Here is an 18,470-nt window from a genome sequence, read left to right on the forward strand (position 1 = left end):
GAACTACCCTTGGAGGATATGGCGCCTCGAACTTCCCCCTCCGCGACCTCCGGCTCCAAGGGATCCTCCCGCTCCGCGAAGACCTCCGCGACGAAGACCGGCCGCGGCCGCTCCGGCTCCCGCGCACCCCAGCAGACCGGCCCCCGCCCCAACCCCCTGGTGCGGGCGCTCAGCGCCGCCTGGCTGGGCCTGGCCCACCTCGTCGGCGGGGCCGTGCGGCGCATGGGCACCCTGCGCACCGAGCTGGACCCGCAGGACCGGCGCGACGGCGGCGCCCTGCTGATGCTGCTGCTGGCCCTGATCACCGCCGCCGTCGAGTGGTGGAACCTCGCCGGGGCCTCCTCCCAGGCCATCGCCTGGCCGGCCGGGGCCTGGCACGCCGTGGTCGCCGGGACCTTCGGGCTGATGGCCCTGCTCGCCCCCGTCCTGCTGGGCGGATTCAGCCTGCGCGCCTTCCGCCACCCCACCGAGATGCGCGCCAACAACCGCATCGCCGTCGGGCTGCTGCTGATGATGATCTCCGGCTCCGCGGTCTTCGACCTCGCCGCGGGCTCGCCGACCACCCACGACGGGCTGCTGGCGATCCGCGAGGCCGGCGGCGTCGTGGGCCTGCTGGCCGGGGGCACCGTGGCCAAGCTGCTCACCGTGCCCGGGGCGTGGACCCTGCACGTGCTGCTGCTGATCATCTCCCTGCTGATCATCACCGCGACCCCCGTGCGCCAGATCATCCCGCGGCTGCGCGCCGGCCTGACCCGGCTGCTCGGGGAGCGGCCCGAGCGCCCCGGGGCCGACGAGCACGACCGCTCCTATCTGGACGGCCCCTACGTCGAGGACGCCCCGAGCACGCGCCGGGGCCGCCGGAAGAAGGGCAGGGACCGCTCCCGCCCGACCCCGGCCCTGGACTCCTACGAGGCGGATGAGCCCTACACCCGGGCGGTGGTGGACCGGGAGGAGACCGGAGCCTCCCCGGAGGCCGATTCGACGCAGCCGCAGGGTTCGCGCCGGAAGCGGAAGAAGTCCGAGCTGTTCGACCTCGGCAAGTTCAACCGCGCCCGCGCCGCCCAGGAGCAGCCCATCGAGACCGCCGAGACCGGGCCGATCCTGCGCGACCCCTTCGGCGAGCAGGAGGAGGCCACCCGGGTGCTGCGGGATCGGGACGCGGGCGCCCCCGACGCCGAGGACGCCGGGGCCGTGGACCCCGACGCCACCCAGGTGCTGGAGGACGATCAGGCCCACACCGCCCCGGCCCGAGGCTCCTCGCACCGCGCCGCGCAGCGCGGGGCCCGCCGGGGTGTCTCGGCCTCCGCGGGCGACGCCGCCCCGGCAGCCGGGGCGGCCGCGGCCCCCGCCGGAGCCGCGACCCCGGAGGCCCCGGCCGAACACCCGGAGCACCCCGCCCAGGACGTCTCCCCGCTCATCGAGCGCGCCGAACCCGCCGAGCCCGCGGACCTCGGCGCGGGGACCGAGGCCGCCGCGGGGGAGCAGATCCCGCGGGCCCACCCCCAGCGCGGGGCCGCCCGGGAGACCGCGCTGGCCACCACCGATTACGTCCTGCCCCGCCAGTCCCTGCTCGTGCAGGGACCCCCGGCCAAGGAGCGCTCGGAGGTCAACGACGCCGTCGTGGCCTCCCTGACCGACGTGCTCGAGCAGTTCAGCGTCGACGCGGAGGTCACCGGCTTCTCCCGCGGCCCCACGGTCACCCGCTACGAGATCGAGCTGGGCCCGGGCACGAAGGTCGAGCAGGTCACCCGCCTGTCCAAGAACATCGCCTACGCGGTGGCCAGCGCGGACGTGCGCATCCTCTCTCCGATCCCGGGCAAGTCCGCGATCGGCATCGAGATCCCCAATACGGACCGGGAGACCGTGGCCCTGGGCGATGTGCTGCGCTCCGGGAAGGCCCACGCCTCCCCGCACCCGATGGTCATGGGCGTGGGCAAGGACGTGGAGGGCGGCTACGTCGTTGCCAACCTCGCCAAGATGCCGCACATGCTGGTGGCCGGGGCCACCGGGGCGGGCAAGTCCTCCTTCGTCAACTCCATGATCACCTCGATCCTCATGCGTGCGACCCCGGACGAGGTCCGCCTGATCATGGTGGACCCCAAGCGCGTGGAGCTGACCGCCTACGAGGGCGTGCCGCACCTGATCACCCCGATCATCACCAACCCGAAGAAGGCCTCCGAGGCCCTGCAGTGGGTGGTCAAGGAGATGGACGCCCGCTACGACGACCTCTCCCACTTCGGGTTCAAGCACATCGACGACTTCAACCGCGCGGTGCGCGAAGGCCGTGTGCAGCCCGAGCCCGGCTCCAAGCGCACCATCCGGCCCTACCCGTACCTGCTGGTCATCGTGGATGAGCTGGCGGACCTGATGATGGTCGCCCCGCGGGACGTGGAGGACGCGATCGTGCGCATCACCCAGCTGGCCCGTGCGGCCGGGATCCACCTGGTGCTGGCCACCCAGCGGCCCTCCGTGGACGTGGTCACCGGGTTGATCAAGGCCAACGTGCCCTCCCGCATGGCCTTCGCGACCTCCTCCGCGACCGACTCCCGGGTGGTCCTGGATCAGACGGGTGCTGAGACGCTGATCGGGCAGGGCGATGCGCTGTTCCTGCCGATGGGCGCCTCCAAGCCGATGCGCGTGCAGGGCGCGTGGGTCTCCGAATCCGAGATCCACGACGTCGTCGCCCACGTCAAGACGCAGATGCCGGTCAACTACCGGCCCGACGTCACCCAGGAGGCCCCGAAGAAGACCATCGACGAGGACATCGGGGACGACCTGGACGTGCTGCTGCAGGCCGCGGAGCTGGTCATCAACACCCAGTTCGGCTCCACCTCGATGCTGCAGCGCAAGCTGCGGGTGGGCTTCGCGAAGGCCGGGCGGCTGATGGACCTGCTGGAGTCCCGGGAGATCGTCGGGCCCTCGGAGGGATCCAAGGCCCGGGACGTGCTCGTGGCCCCGGATGACCTGCCGGCCGCCCTGGCCCGCATCCAGGGCCAGGAGCCCCCGGCCGCCCCTGCCGCGTCCGCGCCCGCGGACCTCGTGGGAGAATCGCAGCAGGAACCCGCCCGGGACTGGCAGGACGACGCCGAGTCCGCGGACTCCGAGGATGCCTGGCAGCTGACCGGGCGCTGATCGCCGCGGGGCCGCCGGGCCCCGCGGCACAGGAAGAGGGAAGGGACACCGATGAGCACCGCGCCGACCGGCGAGCCGAAGCCGTCCAACTGGAACCTGCCGAATGCGCTGACGACCGTGCGCATCCTCCTGGTTCCCTTCTTCATCTGGTTCCTGTGGGCCGGCGGCCCGTGGGGCGCGGACGCCCTGGGGATGCGCTGGGCCGCCGTCGTCGTGTTCGGCGTCGCGATGTACACGGACAAGCTGGACGGGGACCTGGCCCGCTCCCGCAACCTGATCACCGACTACGGCAAGATCGCGGACCCGATCGCGGACAAGCTGCTGACGGGCTCGGCCTTCGTGGTGCTCTCGCTGCTGGGGGAGCTGTGGTGGTGGGTCACGATCGTGATCCTCGTGCGCGAATGGGGGATCACCCTGATGCGCTTCGCGGTCCTGCGCTACGGGGTCATGCCGGCGTCGAAGGGCGGCAAGCTCAAGACGGTGCTGCAGACCATCGCCCTGGTCCTGCTCATCCTTCCGCTGGGCGCCCTGGGCACCGGCTGGCTGGTGCCCGGGTGGATCGTGATGGGCGCGGCCCTGGTGGTCACCGTTGTGACGGGGCTGGACTACGTGGTCCAGGCCGCGCGCCTGCGCCGCCGCGCCCTGTCCTCCGGGGGTGCGGCCCGATGAGCCCGCACGCGGGCCAGCCTGGGCCGGGCCGCACCCAGGAGCAGGCCGTGCGGCTGCTGCGCGAGCGGGGCCAGAGCGTGGCCACGGCCGAATCCCTGACCGCCGGGCTGATCAGCGCGAGCCTGGCCGAGGTGCCGGGGGCCTCCGCGGTGCTGCGCGGCGGCGTCGTCTCCTACGCCGCCGAGGTCAAGGAGGCGCTGCTGGGGGTGGACCCGGAGCTGATCGCCTCGCGCGGCACGGTGGATCCCGACGTCGCCCGGGCGATGGCCCGCGGCGCCCGCCGGGCCTGCGCCGCGGACTGGGGGATCTCCGCCACCGGAGCGGCCGGGCCGGAGCCGCACGACGACAAGCCCGTCGGCACGGTGTACCTGGGGATCGCGGGCCCGGCGGAGGCCGAGACGGTCCTCGAGCTGCACCTGACCGGGGATCGTGAGCGCATCCGGACCGAGAGCGCCCGGCGGGCCCTGGAGACCCTGGTGGAGCAGCTGAGCCGCGGACGGTGACCGAACGGTGACCTGTTGTTCACCGATCTGCCAGGTTACTCCCAGGTCCCTGCCCGGCGCGGGGGGAATGAACGCACAGGTGAGGCGGTTGTAGTGGGTGATGACGGACCGGCAGGACCGGCCACTGCGTGGGCACCCGCCGCAGGCGGAGCCCCGAGGAACCACCCGGAGGACCCGGTCGGACCGTCGTTCGCTTCGAGTAGGGAGATAGGCAAGACCATGACCAAGCAGCCCGTGTCCGTCAACGGCGTCGTCCGCTGGAAGGACGTCAGCCGCCCCGAGACCGCTACCCCCGCCCACCAGGAGCCCAAGATGATCGTCCTGCGCCACGAGATCGGCGAGGTGCTGCGCGACGTCCGCCAGCGCCAGAACCGCACCCTGCGCGAGGTCTCCCACAGCGCCCGCGTGTCCCTCGGCTACCTCAGCGAGGTCGAGCGCGGCCAGAAGGAGGCCTCGTCCGAGCTGCTCGCCTCGATCTGCAGCGCCCTGGACATCCCCCTGTCCCAGATGCTGCGCGAGGTGGCCGACCGGGTCGCCGCCGGCGAGGGCCTGCGCATCCCGGACACCGTGCCCACCGAGTTCGACGAGGAGTTCCGCCGCGAGTACGGCGCCGGGGCCACCGGCACCAAGGATCTGCCGGGCGCGCCGCGTCCGCGTCCGATCGCGCACTGATCCGCCGCACCCTGCCGAGGCCCGCGCCGAGCACCGGCGGGAGGCGGCAGCCCGCCGGCCCGGCCCGCAGCCTGAGGACCCCGCGTCCGCACCCCACCTTCGGGGTGCGGATGCGGGGTTCTCGCGCGGACGGGCACCGGACAGCGGGCCCAGCTCGGCGGGCACCGCGCGGGCGCGATCTCAGGAAGGAGGAGGGATGAAGCTCTCGGAGTTCTGGCGCTCCATGGAGGAGGAGTTCGGCCGCGGCTACGCGCGCGTCGTCGCCGCCCAGACGGTGCTCGACGCCGCCGGGAACCGCACCGCCGAGGAGGCCCTGGCCGCGGGGATGAAGCCCCTGGCCGTCTGGCAGGCCGTGTGCCGCCAGCACGACCTGCCCGAGGACCGCTGGCTCGGGGCGGATCCGGGCGAGCCCCGCTGAGGCGAAGCCCGGCATCTCGCGGGGCGCCGGCGGCCGGTGTTCGAGCGCCGAAGCGCGTTCGAAGGGGTGTTCGAAGATCTGTTCGGACTGCGTTACACTGGCTGCAGAGGAGGCGCGGTCACCGCCCGGCGCGTCCCCGGCCCACCGGGACCCGGACCCGGGCTCCCGTTATCCACAGAGCGGGCGAGCCCCCCTTCGATCTGTCAGTCGGGGCCGTTACCGTGAGGATCGAACCGCAGGACCAACCACCGTCGCACCGGAACCGGCGCGGCGATCAGAATCGAGGAGACCATGGCTGCCAAAGCACGCAACAACGCCCCGGTGTCCCGGGCCACCGGCTCGGACCGGGAGAAGGCCCTGGAGTCCGTGCTCGCCCAGATCGACAAGAACTACGGCAAGGGCTCCGTCATGCGCCTGGGGGACCGGGAAGCCGTGAAGACGGAGACCGTCTCCACCGGCGCCCTGTCCCTGGACGTCGCCCTGGGCATCGGCGGCCTGCCGCGCGGGCGCGTCGTGGAGATCTACGGCCCGGAGTCCTCCGGTAAGACCACGGTCGCCCTGCACGCGGTGGCCAACGCCCAGAAGAACGGGGGGATCGCTGCGTTCATCGATGCGGAGCACGCCCTGGACCCGGTCTACGCGGAGAAGCTCGGCGTGGACACGGATGCCCTGCTGGTCTCCCAGCCGGACACCGGCGAGCAGGCCCTGGAGATCATGGACATGCTCGTGGGCTCCGGCTCCATCGACATCATCGTCGTGGACTCCGTGGCCGCCCTGACCCCGCGCGCGGAGATCGAGGGCGAGATGGGCGACTCCCACGTGGGTCTGCAGGCCCGCCTGATGTCCCAGGCGCTGCGCAAGATCACCGGGCGCCTGTCCCAGACCGGCACCACCGCGATCTTCATCAACCAGCTGCGCGAGAAGATCGGCGTGTTCTTCGGCTCCCCGGAGACCACCACCGGCGGCAAGGCGCTGAAGTTCTACGCCTCGGTGCGCATCGACATCCGTCGCATCGAGACCCTGAAGGACGGGGCCAACCCCATCGGCTCGCGGACCAAGGCCAAGATCGTGAAGAACAAGATGGCCCCGCCGTTCAAGCAGGCCGAGTTCGACATCCTCTACGGGGAGGGCATCTCCGTGGAGGGCGGCATCATCGACATGGCCGTGGAGTCCGGGATCGTCAAGAAGTCCGGCGCCTGGTTCACCTACGAGGGGGACCAGCTGGGCCAGGGCAAGGAGAACGCCCGCCGCTTCCTCAAGGACAACCCCGAGCTGGCCGAGGAGATCCAGCACAAGACGCTGATCAAGGCCGGGATCATCGACGCCGAGGAGGGCGAGGAGTCCCAGGAGGCTCCCGCGGGCGTCGGCGCGGGGATCGACGAGCTGGGTGATGACCCGCTGGACGCCCTGCCCGAGAACTTCTGATGAGCGATTCCAGCCCGCACGGCCGACGCCGCGGACCCGTCACGGGCCGCGGCGTCGGCCGTCGGCGCACCGGACGCAGCCTGGGCGCTCCCGCAGCAGCCCCGGTCTCCTCGACGCCGTCCTCAGGGCCGAACACCGGGGACGGGCGGAGGGACGCGGGGCGGCCTCCAGCCGAGGGATCGGCCCCGCGCACCCCGGAGGAGGCGGAATACGCCCGGGCCAAGGAGATCCTGCTGCGCCAGCTCACCGCCGCCGCCCGCTCCCGCGCCCAGCTGGCGCAGAAGCTCGCGGAGAAGGAGATCTCCGAGGAGACGGCCACCCGCATCCTGGACCGCTACGAGGATCTCGGTCTGATCGACGACGCCGAATACGCCGCGATGTACGTGCGCAGCCGCTCCGCCAGCAGGAAGCTCGCCCGCCCGGCCCTGCGCCGGGAGCTCGCGCAGAAGGGCATAGACCCGGAGACCGCCGAGCGGGCCCTGACCCAGCGCACCGAGGAGGAGGAGCGCGAGGACGCCCGCGCGCTGGTGCGCCGTCGGCTGCGCCCCGAGCGGGACCTGGACGACCCGGCCCAGCGGGAGAAGGCCCTGCGTCGGCTGGTCGCGATGCTGGCCCGCCGAGGCTACGCCCCCGGCGCGGCCTTCGAGATCGTGCGCACGGTCATGGCCGAGCACGGGGAGACGGGTCTGGAGGAGCCACCGGGGCTGGCCTGACCCGGGCCGGTGGACTTGATCCGGCACGTCCCGGCGCCCGCGGCGGTCTTGTACCCTGGCACAGTGAATGCGAGCGCGACCCAGACCCAGACCCTGCCGTCGACCCTGCCCGAGGCCCTCGACGTCCAGCCCTGCCCGCCCGGCATCGAGGAGCGGACGGGGCGGTCCCACAGCTACGAGGTGCGCACCTTCGGCTGCCAGATGAACGTTCACGACTCCGAGCGGATCTCCGGGCTGCTGGAGGCCTCCGGGTACGTCCCGCACACGGGTGAGGGGACCCCTGACCTGGTGGTCTTCAACACCTGCGCGGTGCGGGAGAACGCGGACAACAAGCTCTACGGCCACCTCGGTCAGCTCGCCCCCGTCAAGCGCGCCCACGAGGGCATGCAGATCGCCGTCGGCGGGTGCTTGGCCCAGAAGGACCAGAACACCATCGTGGAGAAGGCCCCCTGGGTCGACGTCGTGTTCGGCACCCACAACATCGGCTCCCTGCCGCGGCTGCTGGAGCGCTCCCGGCACAACCGCGAGGCCGCCACCGAGCTGCTGGAATCCCTGGAGGTCTTCCCCTCCACCCTGCCGACCAAGCGGGAGAACGTGCACTCCGGGTGGGTGTCCATCTCCGTGGGCTGCAACAACACCTGCACCTTCTGCATCGTGCCCTCCCTGCGCGGCAAGGAGAAGGACCGCCGGCCCGGGGACATCCTCGCCGAGGTCCAGGCCCTGGTGGACGACGGCGCCGTGGAGGTCACCCTGCTCGGGCAGAACGTGAACTCCTACGGCGTCGGCTTCGGTGACCGGCAGGCCTTCTCCAAGCTGCTGCGCGCCTGCGGGCAGATCGAGGGCCTGGAGCGCATCCGCTTCACCAGCCCCCACCCGGCGGCCTTCACCGACGACGTCATCGACGCGATGGCCGAGACCCCCACCGTCATGCCCGTCCTGCACATGCCCCTGCAGTCCGGCTCCGACCGGGTGCTCAAGGCCATGCGCCGCTCCTACCGGTCCAAGCGGTTCCTCGGCATCCTGGAGAAGGTGCGCAAGCGCATCCCGCACGCCGCCATCACCACGGACATCATCGTGGGCTTCCCCGGGGAGACGGAGGAGGACTTCCAGGAGACCCTGCGCGTGGTCGAGGAGTCCCGGTTCTCCTCGGCCTTCACCTTCCAGTACTCCATCCGCCCCGGCACCCCGGCGGGTCGGATGCAGAACCAGGTGCCCCAGGAGGTCGTGCAGGAGCGGTACGAGCGGCTGGTGGCCCTGCAGGATCGCATCAGCGCGCAGCTGAACGCCGAGCAGGTCGGGAAGCGGGTGGAGCTGCTGGTCTCCGCGCAGACCGGACGCAAGGCCGAGCAGACCCACCGGCTCTCCGGGCGCACTCCGGATCAGCGGCTCGTGCACTTCAGCGTGCCCGACGGCGCCCCCGTCCCGCGTCCGGGGGACTTCGCGACCGTGCGGATCACCGACGCCGCACCCTTCCACCTGCTCGCCGATTCCCCGGCGGAGGACTACGCGGTGCGCCGCTCCCGCGCCGGGGACGCTTGGGATCGCGCCCAGGCCGATTCCTGCGGCACCGGCGCCCCGTCGGGTGGCGCCCCGGGCGCCACGATGCTCGGGATGCCGGCCCTGCCGCCGCGCCGATGACCCTCCCGATCATCGCCGTCCTCGGGCCCACCGGCACGGGGAAGTCAGACCTCGGCGTCGCCCTGGCCCGCGAGGTGGACGGCGAGGTGGTCAACGCGGACTCGATGCAGCTGTACCGCGGGATGGACATCGGCACGGCCAAGCTCACGCCCGCCGAGCGCGACGGCGTGCCCCATCACCTCCTAGACGTGCTGGACGTGCGCGAGGAGGCCTCCGTGGCCCGCTACCAGCGCGAGGCCCGCGAGCGCTTCGCCGAGATCCGGGGGCGCGGGCGCACCCCGATCCTCGTCGGCGGGTCCGGACTGTATGCGCGCGCGGCCCTGGACGTGCTGGAGTTCCCGCCCACCGATGCGCAGGTGCGTCAGCGCTGGCAGGAGCTCCTGGAGACCGAGGGGCGCGGGGCGCTGGCCGCTCGGCTGGAGGCCGTGGACCCGGTCTCCGCGCGGCGCGGCCTGGACGACCGGCGCCTGGTGCGGGCCCTGGAGGTCCACGAGCTGACCGGGCGCCCCTTCTCCTCCTACATGCCGCGGCGCGAACACCGGGAGCCGGCCCTGCAGATCGGGCTGAACGGGCCCCGGGACCTGCTGCACGACCGCCTGGCCGTGCGGGTGCACCGGATGGTCGAGGCCGGTCTCCTGCAGGAGGTGCGGGACCTGGCCGAGCGGGGGCTGCGCGAGGGGCGCACCGCCTCCCACGCCCTGGGCTACGCGCAATTCCTGCGCGTCGTGGACGGGGAGACCTCCGAGGAGGAGGCCGTGCAGGAGACGATCATCGCCACCCGCCGCTTCGCCCGCCGCCAGGTCACCTGGTTCCGGGCGGACCCGCGCGTTACCTGGATCGGATTCACCCTCTCCCCGCGCCAGCAGCTGGACCGGGCGCTGACCCTGATCGAGCAGGGGCGCACGCCGGAGACCGCGAACGACGGGGGAGCCGAGGGCTGACCTGACCGCGCGGGCAGGACCGGGAGCGCGGCCGGATTCGCCGGCCAGACCGGTCCTCGCTGAGCCGGCCCTTCGGTCGTCCGACCCGCCCGATAGACTGGCCGGGTGACGACCGAGAGCACCACCGCCGAGAGCACCACCGCGCAGACCGACGCCTCCCGCTGGGGCGAACTGGCCGGAGTGACCCTGAGCAAGGGCCACGGCACCGGCAACGACTTCCTCCTGCTCACCGATCCCGAGGGAAGCCTCGAGCTGGAGGGGGACCTGGTGGCCGCCGTGTGCGACCGGCACCGGGGGATCGGCGCGGACGGGCTGATCCGCGCGATCCGCAGCCAGCACCTGGAGGCCGGGCGGGCCCTCGCCGCGAACGGGGAGGACGCCCCGGAGTGGTTCATGGACTACCGCAACGCGGACGGCTCCCTGTCCGAGATGTGCGGCAACGGGGTGCGCGTGTTCGCCCACCACCTCATCCACGCCGGGCTGATCGAGCTGCCGGAGGGGGAGACCGTGCGCATCGGGACCCGCGGCGGGGTCAAGACCGTCGCCCGGGTTCCCGGCGGCTACGCCGTGGACATGGGCCCCTGGGGCTTCATCGACGGGGAGCAGGCCCGGGAGCACGGGGCCGACTGCACCGTCTCGGCCCGCGGCCTGCGCACCGCCCGCCCGGGCCTGTCCATCACCATGGGCAACCCGCACACCGTCGTCGCCCTGGCCGATGAGGCCAAGCTGGCCCGGCTGGACCTGGGCACCGCACCGACCGTGGACCCCCGGCCCAGTGCCGGCACCAACGTCGAATTCGTGGTGCCCCGGGACGCCGAGGAGGAGGACGACGGCACGGGAGCGCTGGTGCTGCGCGTCAGCGAACGCGGGGTGGGCGAGACCCTGTCCTGCGGGACCGGCGCGTGCGCTGCCGCGGCGGCGACCCGCTTCTGGGGCGGGGAGGACGCCCCGGATGAGTGGCGGGTCGGCGTGCCCGGCGGGGAGCTGGGCGTGACCTTCGTGCTCGGCCCGGACGAGCTGGAGCACGTGATCCTCTCCGGGCCGGCCGAGCTCGTGGGCACCGTGCGCCTGGGCTGAGCCGCGGGACCCGGGCAGGTCGCCGCGGGGATCAGGCGGCGCGGGTGACCCGCAGGATCCGGAAGCCCTTGGCGGTGGCGGCCCGGTCGACCGCGAAGGCGCCGGGCTCCCGCTCCCGCAGGGTCTGATCCAGCCAGCGCTGCAGGGAGTCCGCGCCCAGGTTCTTCTGCACCACCAGGTGCGCCTGCCCGGCCGGGGCCAGGCGCACCAGCCAGGTCAGCAGCAGCTCGTGCAGCACCTGCTTGCCCACCCGGATCGGCGGGTTGGACCAGATCGCGTCGAAGCGCAGCCGCGGATCCACCTCCTCCGGGATCACCGGGCGGATGCCGGTCAGCCCCAGGCGCGCGGCGTTGCGGCGGGTCAGCTCCAGGCTGCGCCGGTTCACGTCCACGGCCATCACCTCGGCGTCGGGCCGCTGCAGGCCCATGCTCAGCGCGATCGGCCCCCACCCGCAGCCGACGTCGAGGAAGCGGGACCCGGACCGGGGCAGGGCGGGGACCTCGTCCAGCAGCACCGCGGTGCCCTTGTCCAGGGCCTTCGGGCTGAAGATGCCGGGGGCGCTCACCAGATCCCGCTCGGCCCCGGCCAGTCGCACCCGCAGGGGCTGCTCGACGAAGGGCTCGTCCTCGTGCGCGGAGAAGTAGTGCTCGACCATGATCCCCCATCGTATCGGCCCGCCTCACCCGCCTCCTCGGCGTCCGCGCTCGCGGCGCCGGCTCCCCGGGACTCGGCGCTGGGGCGCGGCGTCGCGTGTTCGTCCACAGCACAGGCCCGCCCCGGGTGCGGCGCGGGGGCCGCCCGGTAGACTGGCAGGACGCATTGAGCGGTCCGCGCGCCCGATCCGAGGGAGTCAGCACCGGCCGCGCCCCCGCACGGAAAGGCACCCTTGCCCCAGCATCACCCCCGCACCGCCGACGACGCCGCCCCCGAGCACACCGACGAGCGCACCGAGCAGCCCCGCCAGCCCAGCGACGCCCAGCTGCGCGCGACCGTGGACCGGGTCCTCGGCCGCTTCTCCCCGGAGGAGGAGCACCAGGCCTCCATCCTGGACCGCCGTGCCCCGGAGCTGGCGGAGACCACCCAGCACACCGAGCACGACGGCGAGCAGCAGGACCTCGAGGAGCGCCGCGCCCTGCGGCGCGTGGCCGGGCTGTCCACCGAGCTGGAGGACGTCACCGAGGTCGAGTACCGGCAGCTGCGCCTGGAGCGCGTGGTGCTGGCCGGGATCTGGTCCGAGGGCACCCTGGAGGACGCCGAGAACTCCCTGCGCGAGCTCGCGGCCCTGGCGGAGACCGCCGGCTCCGAGGTCCTGGACGGGCTGGTGCAGCGGCGGCTGAAGCCGGACCCCGGCACGTTCCTCGGCTCCGGCAAGGCCCAGGAGCTCAAGGAGATCGTGGCCGAGACGGGCGCGGACACCGTCGTCATCGACTCGGAGCTGGCCCCGTCCCAGCGGCGTGGACTGGAGGACATCGTCAAGGTCAAGGTCATCGACCGCACCGCGCTGATCCTGGACATCTTCGCCCAGCACGCCAAGTCCCGGGAGGGCAAGGCCCAGGTGGAGCTGGCGCAGCTGGAGTACCTGCTGCCGCGCCTGCGCGGCTGGGGCGAGTCCATGTCCCGCCAGGCCGGCGGTCGGGCGGCCGGCGGCGAGGGGATCGGTTCGCGCGGTCCCGGTGAGACGAAGATCGAGCTGGACCGGCGCCGCATCCGCCAGCGGATGGCCAAGCTGCGTCGGGAGATCGCCGCGATGAAGCCGGCCCGGGAGACCAAGCGGGCCAACCGGCGTCGCAACCACATCCCCTCCGTGGCCATCGCCGGGTACACCAACGCCGGCAAGTCCTCCCTGCTCAACCGGCTCACCGACGCCGGGGTGCTGGTGGAGAACGCCCTGTTCGCGACCCTGGACCCCACGGTGCGCCGGGCCGAGACCCCGGACGGCATCGGCTACACCCTCTCGGACACCGTCGGCTTCGTGCGCAACCTGCCCACCCAGCTGGTCGAGGCCTTCCGCTCCACCCTCGAGGAGGTGGCCGACGCGGACGTGATCCTGCACGTGGTGGACGCCTCCCACCCGGACCCGGAGGGCCAGATCCGCGCGGTGCGCGAGGTCCTGGCCGAGGTGGACGCGCAGGACGTCCCGGAGATCATCGTGCTGAACAAGGCCGACGCCGCGGACCCCTTCGTTCTGGATCGCATCCGGCTGCGCGAACCCCACCATGCGATCGTCTCCGCGAAGACCGGGGAGGGGATCCCGGAGCTGAAGGAGCTGATCTCCCGGACCATCCCTCGGCCCAGCGTGCGCATGGAGATCCTGGTGCCCTACACCCACGGGGAGGTGGTCTCCCGGCTGCACGAGTGGGACGCGGAGATCCTGTCCACCGCGTTCGAGGAGGACGGGACCCGGATGAGCGTGCTGGTGCGGGAGGAGACCGCCCCGGAGCTGCAGCCCTACGCCGTGACCGCCCCGTGAGCAGCACCAACCCGGACCCCACGCGAGGCTCGGCACCCGCGGAGGCCGCCGAGGACGTGCACGCCCCGACCGGTGCGGAGCCGGAGACCCTGCCCGGGGCCAAAGACGCCCTGGCGCTGCTGGACACGGCGATCGAGCGCACCGGCGGGCAGCGCCGCGACGGGCAGCGGATCATGGCAGCGCACGTGGCCCAGGCCCTGCAGACGGGGCGGCACCTGCTGGTGCAGGCCGGCACCGGTACCGGCAAGTCCCTGGCCTACCTGGTCCCGGCCATCCAGCACGCCCTGGGCGCGGACAAGCCCGTCGTCGTCGCGACCGCGACCCTGGCCCTGCAGGCGCAGATCGTCGGCCGGGACGTGCCCCGGTTGCTGGAGACCCTCGAGGATCGCCTCGAGGGCGAGGTGGAGGTCGCCCTGCTGAAGGGGCGCAGCAACTACGTGTGCCTGCACAAGCTGGAGGGCGGCTACCCGGAGGATGAGGACCCGGACGCGCTGTTCAACCTCAACAGCCAGGGGCAGGCCGCCAGTGGGCATCCCCGTCCCGCCCCGGACTCGCTGGCCGAGGAGGTGGTGCGCCTGCGCGCCTGGGCGGACTCCACGGACACCGGGGACCGGGATGACCTGCGCCCGGGCGTCTCGGACCGGGCCTGGCGGCAGGTCTCGGTCACGGCCTCGGAGTGCCTGGGGCGCCGCTGCCCCCTGGTGGAGGAGTGCTTCTCCGAGCGGGCCCGGCAGCGGGCGGGGGAGGCCGACGTCGTGATCACCAACCACGCGCTGCTGGCGATCAGCGCCTTCGAGGGGATCGGGGTGCTGCCCGAGCACGACGTCGTGGTGGTCGACGAGGCCCACGAGCTGGTGGACCGCGTGACCGGCGCGGTGACCGGCGCCCTGTCCCCGCTGATGGTCCGCTCCGCGGCCCGGGCGGTGCGCACGAACACCCAGGCGGCCTCGGAGCCGCTGAGCTCCGCGGCCGAGGCCCTGGAGCAGGCCTGCTCCGGCCGGCCCGCCGAGCTCATGCCGCAGGGGCTGGAGCCGGGGATCGCCCGGGCCATGGAGCAGGTGCGCGACGCCGCCCGGGCCGCGCTGTCCGACACCAAGGCCGACGCGAAGGACTCCGACGCCGGGCGCCAGACCGCCCGCGCCAAGCTCACCGAGGTCCTGGAGCTGGCCGAGCGGATGCTCAGCGCGGACGGGCGCTTCGAGGTCGTGTGGATCTCCCGGGCCGGCGGCTGGGAGCCGGGACGCGGCTACGTCAGCGCCGCGGACACGGACCCGGCCACGCTGCATGTGGCCCCGCTGTCCGTGGCCGGGCGCCTGCGCGAGGGGCTGTTCCAGGACCGCACGGTGGTGCTGACCTCGGCGACCCTGGCCATCGGCGACTCCTTCGATCAGGTCGCCGGCTCCCTCGGGCTGCAGGGGGAGAAGGCCCCGGCGTGGGAGGGGCTGGACGTCGGCTCGCCCTTCGACTACCCGAAGCAGGGGATGCTCTACGTGGCCCGGGACCTGCCCAAGCCGGGGCGCGGGGTCTCGGAGGAGCAGCTGGAGCGGATCCTGCAGCTGGTGGAGGCCTCCGGCGGCGGGGCGCTGGGATTGTTCTCCTCGCGTCGCGGCGCGCAGCAGGCCGCCGAGTACGTGCGCGAGCACTCCGACCTGCCGGTGCTGGTGCAGGGGGAGTCCTCGCTGCGCGGTCTCGTCGAGCGGTTCACGGCCGAGGAGGACACGTGCCTGTTCGGAACCATGAGCCTGTGGCAGGGCGTGGACGTGCCGGGGCCCTCCTGCCGCCTGGTGCTCATCGATCGGATCCCGTTCCCGCGCCCGGATGATCCGCTGGCCACCGCCCGGGCCCGGGCGGTGGGCCGGCGCGGGGGCAACGGCTTCATGGCGGTCTCCGCCTACCACGCGGCGATCCGGCTGGCCCAGGGGGCCGGGCGCCTGATCCGCTCCCGCGAGGACCGCGGGGTCGTGGCTGTGCTGGATTCCCGGCTGGCCACCGCCCGGTACGGCGGGTTCCTGCGGGCGGCCCTGCCGCCGCTGTGGACCACGGACCGCCTGCCCGTGGTCACGGGGGCGCTGCGGCGGCTGCACGCGGGCTGAGGCGAGGGCCTCAAAGCCCGGACTCAGACGGCGCGCAGCACCGAGACGACCTTGCCCATGATGCTGGCGTGATCGCCGAGGATCGGCTCGTACTGGCGGTTCTGCGGCAGCAGCCAGGTGTGCCCGTCGCGCTGTCGGAAGGTCTTCACGGTGGCCTCGTCATCGAGCAGGGCGGCGACGATGTCCCCGTTCTGGGCGGTGTTCTGCTGGCGCACCACGACCCAGTCGCCATCGCAGATCGCGGCCTCGACCATCGAATCCCCGCGCACCTCGAGCATGAACAGCTCGCCCTGGCCCACCAGCTGTCGGGGCAGGGAGATCGTGTCCTCCACGTGCTGCTCGGCCGTGATCGGCACACCGGCGGCGATGCGCCCCACCAGCGGCACGCTGATGTTCTGCCCCTGCTCCTCCTCGGCCTCCGGCGCGGCGGTGGGGAACAGCGGGACCACGTCGGCTGCGGCCTCGGCCGTCGGCTGCGCGCTCGGGGCGGGGTCCGACTGCTCCTCCTGCGCGGGGCCCTGCCCGGAGGGGCGGATGTCGGTGCGGCGGGGTTCGGCCAGCACCTCGATGGCCCGCGGCCGCTTCGGATCGCGGCGGATGTAGCCCAGGGCCTCGAGCCGGGAGAGCTGGTGGGTGACGCTGGAGAGGCTGGACAGCCCGACGACGTCGCCGATCTCGCGCATCGACGGCGGGTAGCCGTGCGCGCTGATCGAGGCGGAGATGGCCTCCAGGATGGTGCGCTGGCGCGCGGTGAGGGGCTTGCGGGCGGAGGCCTCGGCTCCGTGGGGGGCTGCTCCGTGCTCTCGGGCCACCGTCGGGTCCTTCCTGGAGGTGTTCGATCTGTCAGTCCGGGGGTGTGGACTGCTCCCATCAGCGTAGGCGAGACCGCGTGTCGGATCAAACACATGTTCTAGTCCCTCGACAGTCTTCGATCGCCCTGGTAGAACAGATGTGCGAACTCGAACACGTCTTCGAAGGCGATCGAGCGTCAATCACCGCTAGGAGGCCGCCATGAGCATCGCGCTCACCGCACCCCGCCCGTTCCGCATCGGGTTCCGCACCGGGCCGCGCCGGGGTGCCCATCCGGCAGGCGCACCCGCCTGCACCCGCCCCGCCTGCGCCCGTCCGGCCGCGCGCCGCACCCGGCTGCTGCGCCGCCGTCCGGAGCGCGCGGCCCGCCCGACGCTGCGGCTCACCCGGCGCGGACGCCTCCTGCTCATCGGCCTGCCGGTGCTGCTCGGGGCCGTCGCGGTGCTGGCCGGGGCCCTGCTTCTGGTGCTGAGCCCGCAGGCCCAGGCCGGCGACGCCGCGCCGAGCGGGGCGCAGACCCGCGTCGTGGTGGTCTCCGCCGGGGACACCCTCTGGAGCCTCGCACAGGAGGCGGATCCGGAGTCCGACCCGCGGGCCGCGGTGGAGCGGATCGTGGACCTGAACGACCTGCAGGACAGCGCCGTGCGGCCCGGCCAGCGCCTGGTGGTGCCGCAGCCGGAGACCGCCGCGCCGTGAGACCGCAGGGTTCCGGGTTCACGCGAACGGGGACTCCACTAGGATGGCACCGTGAGTGATGCAGCCAGCCCCGATGCGGAAGCCGCCATCCTGGATTCCCTGCCGCTGCGAGATGACCTGCGCGGCCACAGGGCCTACGGCGCCCCGATGATCCAGGTGCCCTACGCCCTGAACGTCAACGAGAACACCCATCCGCTGCCCGAGGAGCTGATCCGGGCGATCGGCAGTGCGGCCGCCGAGGCCGCGGCCGGGCTGAACAGATACCCGGACCGGGACTTCCCGCAGCTGCGCCGCGAGCTGGCGGACTACCTCGGCCACGGCATCACCGAACGCCAGGTCTGGGCCTCCAACGGCTCCAACGAGATCCTCCAGCAGCTGCTGCAGGCCTTCGGCGGGCCCGGCCGCAACGTGCTGAGCTTCGCGCCCACCTACTCCATGTACCCGCTCCTGGCCTCCGGCACCAACACCGAGTACATCGCCGGGCGGCGGGCCGCGGACTTCACCCTCTCCCCGGAGGATGCCGCGCGCCAGATCCGCCAGCACCGGCCGACCGTCACGATCCTGTGCTCACCCAACAACCCCACCGGCACGGCACTCTCCCCGGAGACCATCCTGGCCGCCTACGAGGCCGTCGAGGAGCTGGGCGGGATGCTCGTGGTGGATGAGGCCTACGCGGAATTCGCCCGCGATCCGGACACCACCGCGCTGTCCCTGCTGCCCGGGAGGCCCCGCCTGGTCGTCAGCCGCACCATGAGCAAGGCCTTCGCCCTGGCGGGGGCCCGGGTCGGCTACTTCGCCGCGGATCCGGCCGTGGTCGAGGCCGTCATGCTGGTGCGCCTGCCCTACCACCTCTCCGCGGTGACCCAGGCCGTCGCCCTGACGGCGCTGCGCCACCGGGACCAGCTGCTGGGGCAGGTCGGACGCATCCGCGAACAGCGGGACCGGATCGTGACCCGTCTGGAGCAGCTGGGTCTGGAGCCGGCCGCCTCGGACTCCAACTTCGTCTTCTTCGGGGGCCTGTCCGATGCCCAGGGCCTGTGGGAGGACCTGCTGGGCGACGGCGTGCTGATCCGCGACGTCGGGATCCCCGGGCACCTGCGGGTCACCGCCGGCACCGAGGAGGAGACCACCGCCTTCCTGGACAGCCTGGAACGGCACCTGCCCGACCGCCGCTGAGACCACCCCCGCCCCGGGCGCCCGGATCTCACGGGCC

General features: G+C 73.2%; 16 protein-coding genes. 14 read left to right on the top strand and 2 right to left on the bottom strand.

The features are described from left to right. Positions 1 to 18 precede the first annotated feature (18 nt). The 10 genes from AC0VXQ_RS03445 (at position 19) to dapF (ending at position 11,188) form a co-directional block, all read left to right on the top strand. Complete coding sequence (locus AC0VXQ_RS03445) at positions 19 to 3,132, top strand: FtsK/SpoIIIE family DNA translocase (RefSeq protein ID WP_061225235.1); 3,114 nt, start codon at positions 19 to 21, stop codon at positions 3,130 to 3,132. A 51-nt stretch (positions 3,133 to 3,183) separates the two neighbouring features. Beyond that, positions 3,184 to 3,801: a CDP-alcohol phosphatidyltransferase family protein gene (locus AC0VXQ_RS03450; protein WP_058730813.1), complete on the top strand. Its 618-nt coding sequence runs from the start codon at positions 3,184 to 3,186 to the stop codon at positions 3,799 to 3,801. Next, positions 3,798 to 4,304 (top strand): CinA family protein, encoded by a 507-nt coding sequence (locus tag AC0VXQ_RS03455; protein ID WP_058730812.1) that lies wholly within the window; start codon positions 3,798 to 3,800, stop codon positions 4,302 to 4,304. The genes AC0VXQ_RS03450 and AC0VXQ_RS03455 overlap by 4 nt, the downstream gene beginning before the upstream one ends. A 219-nt stretch (positions 4,305 to 4,523) precedes the next feature. Continuing rightward, positions 4,524 to 4,976: a helix-turn-helix domain-containing protein gene (locus AC0VXQ_RS03460; protein WP_081046235.1), complete on the top strand. Its 453-nt coding sequence runs from the start codon at positions 4,524 to 4,526 to the stop codon at positions 4,974 to 4,976. Between the two features lie 196 nt (positions 4,977 to 5,172). Then, positions 5,173 to 5,394, top strand: coding sequence for a DUF3046 domain-containing protein (locus tag AC0VXQ_RS03465; RefSeq protein ID WP_061225233.1), 222 nt, complete (start codon positions 5,173 to 5,175; stop codon positions 5,392 to 5,394). 291 nt (positions 5,395 to 5,685) lie between these two features. Next, positions 5,686 to 6,819: a recombinase RecA gene (recA, locus tag AC0VXQ_RS03470; protein ID WP_061225232.1), complete on the top strand. Its 1,134-nt coding sequence runs from the start codon at positions 5,686 to 5,688 to the stop codon at positions 6,817 to 6,819. Beyond that, entirely contained in the window at positions 6,819 to 7,532 is a 714-nt protein-coding gene (locus tag AC0VXQ_RS03475; protein ID WP_081046234.1) for a regulatory protein RecX, read from the top strand. The genes recA and AC0VXQ_RS03475 overlap by 1 nt, the downstream gene beginning before the upstream one ends. A 144-nt stretch (positions 7,533 to 7,676) precedes the next feature. Further along, the gene (gene miaB, locus AC0VXQ_RS03480; protein WP_058730816.1) at positions 7,677 to 9,170 is read left to right on the top strand and encodes a tRNA (N6-isopentenyl adenosine(37)-C2)-methylthiotransferase MiaB; all 1,494 of its coding nucleotides are present in this window, start codon (positions 7,677 to 7,679) and stop codon (positions 9,168 to 9,170) included. Then, complete coding sequence (gene miaA / locus AC0VXQ_RS03485) at positions 9,167 to 10,111, top strand: tRNA (adenosine(37)-N6)-dimethylallyltransferase MiaA (protein WP_058730809.1); 945 nt, start codon at positions 9,167 to 9,169, stop codon at positions 10,109 to 10,111. The genes miaB and miaA overlap by 4 nt, the downstream gene beginning before the upstream one ends. Positions 10,112 to 10,216: 105 nt before the next feature. Further along, positions 10,217 to 11,188 (top strand): diaminopimelate epimerase, encoded by a 972-nt coding sequence (gene dapF / locus AC0VXQ_RS03490; RefSeq protein WP_058730808.1) that lies wholly within the window; start codon positions 10,217 to 10,219, stop codon positions 11,186 to 11,188. 31 nt (positions 11,189 to 11,219) lie between these two features. Here dapF and AC0VXQ_RS03495 read toward each other — a convergent pair whose 3' ends face one another. Beyond that, positions 11,220 to 11,843: a class I SAM-dependent methyltransferase gene (locus AC0VXQ_RS03495; protein ID WP_058730807.1), complete on the bottom strand. Its 624-nt coding sequence runs from the start codon at positions 11,841 to 11,843 to the stop codon at positions 11,220 to 11,222. Positions 11,844 to 12,074: 231 nt separating this feature from the next. On the opposite strand from AC0VXQ_RS03495, the gene hflX reads away from it, so the two are divergent. Next, a complete protein-coding gene (hflX, locus tag AC0VXQ_RS03500) occupies positions 12,075 to 13,658 on the top strand; it encodes a GTPase HflX (protein ID WP_058730806.1) in 1,584 nt (527 codons plus the stop codon). Next, positions 13,655 to 15,751, top strand: a complete 2,097-nt coding sequence (locus tag AC0VXQ_RS03505) for an ATP-dependent DNA helicase (protein WP_058730805.1) — start codon at positions 13,655 to 13,657, stop codon at positions 15,749 to 15,751. Before hflX ends, AC0VXQ_RS03505 begins: the two co-directional genes overlap by 4 nt. A gap of 23 nt (positions 15,752 to 15,774) precedes the next feature. On the opposite strand, the gene lexA is transcribed toward AC0VXQ_RS03505, so the two are convergent. After that, positions 15,775 to 16,563, bottom strand: a complete 789-nt coding sequence (gene lexA / locus AC0VXQ_RS03510; RefSeq protein ID WP_058730804.1) for a transcriptional repressor LexA — start codon at positions 16,561 to 16,563, stop codon at positions 15,775 to 15,777. Positions 16,564 to 16,762: 199 nt separating this feature from the next. On the opposite strand from lexA, the gene AC0VXQ_RS03515 reads away from it, so the two are divergent. Both AC0VXQ_RS03515 and AC0VXQ_RS03520 read left to right on the top strand, forming a co-directional pair. Beyond that, positions 16,763 to 17,257 (top strand): LysM peptidoglycan-binding domain-containing protein, encoded by a 495-nt coding sequence (locus AC0VXQ_RS03515; protein ID WP_058730803.1) that lies wholly within the window; start codon positions 16,763 to 16,765, stop codon positions 17,255 to 17,257. A 51-nt stretch (positions 17,258 to 17,308) separates the two neighbouring features. Beyond that, complete coding sequence (locus AC0VXQ_RS03520; protein WP_081046233.1) at positions 17,309 to 18,433, top strand: histidinol-phosphate transaminase; 1,125 nt, start codon at positions 17,309 to 17,311, stop codon at positions 18,431 to 18,433. The last annotated feature ends 37 nt before the right edge of the window (positions 18,434 to 18,470 follow it).

The sequence above is a fragment of the Rothia sp. QJM3NY_36 genome (genome assembly GCF_056173115.1).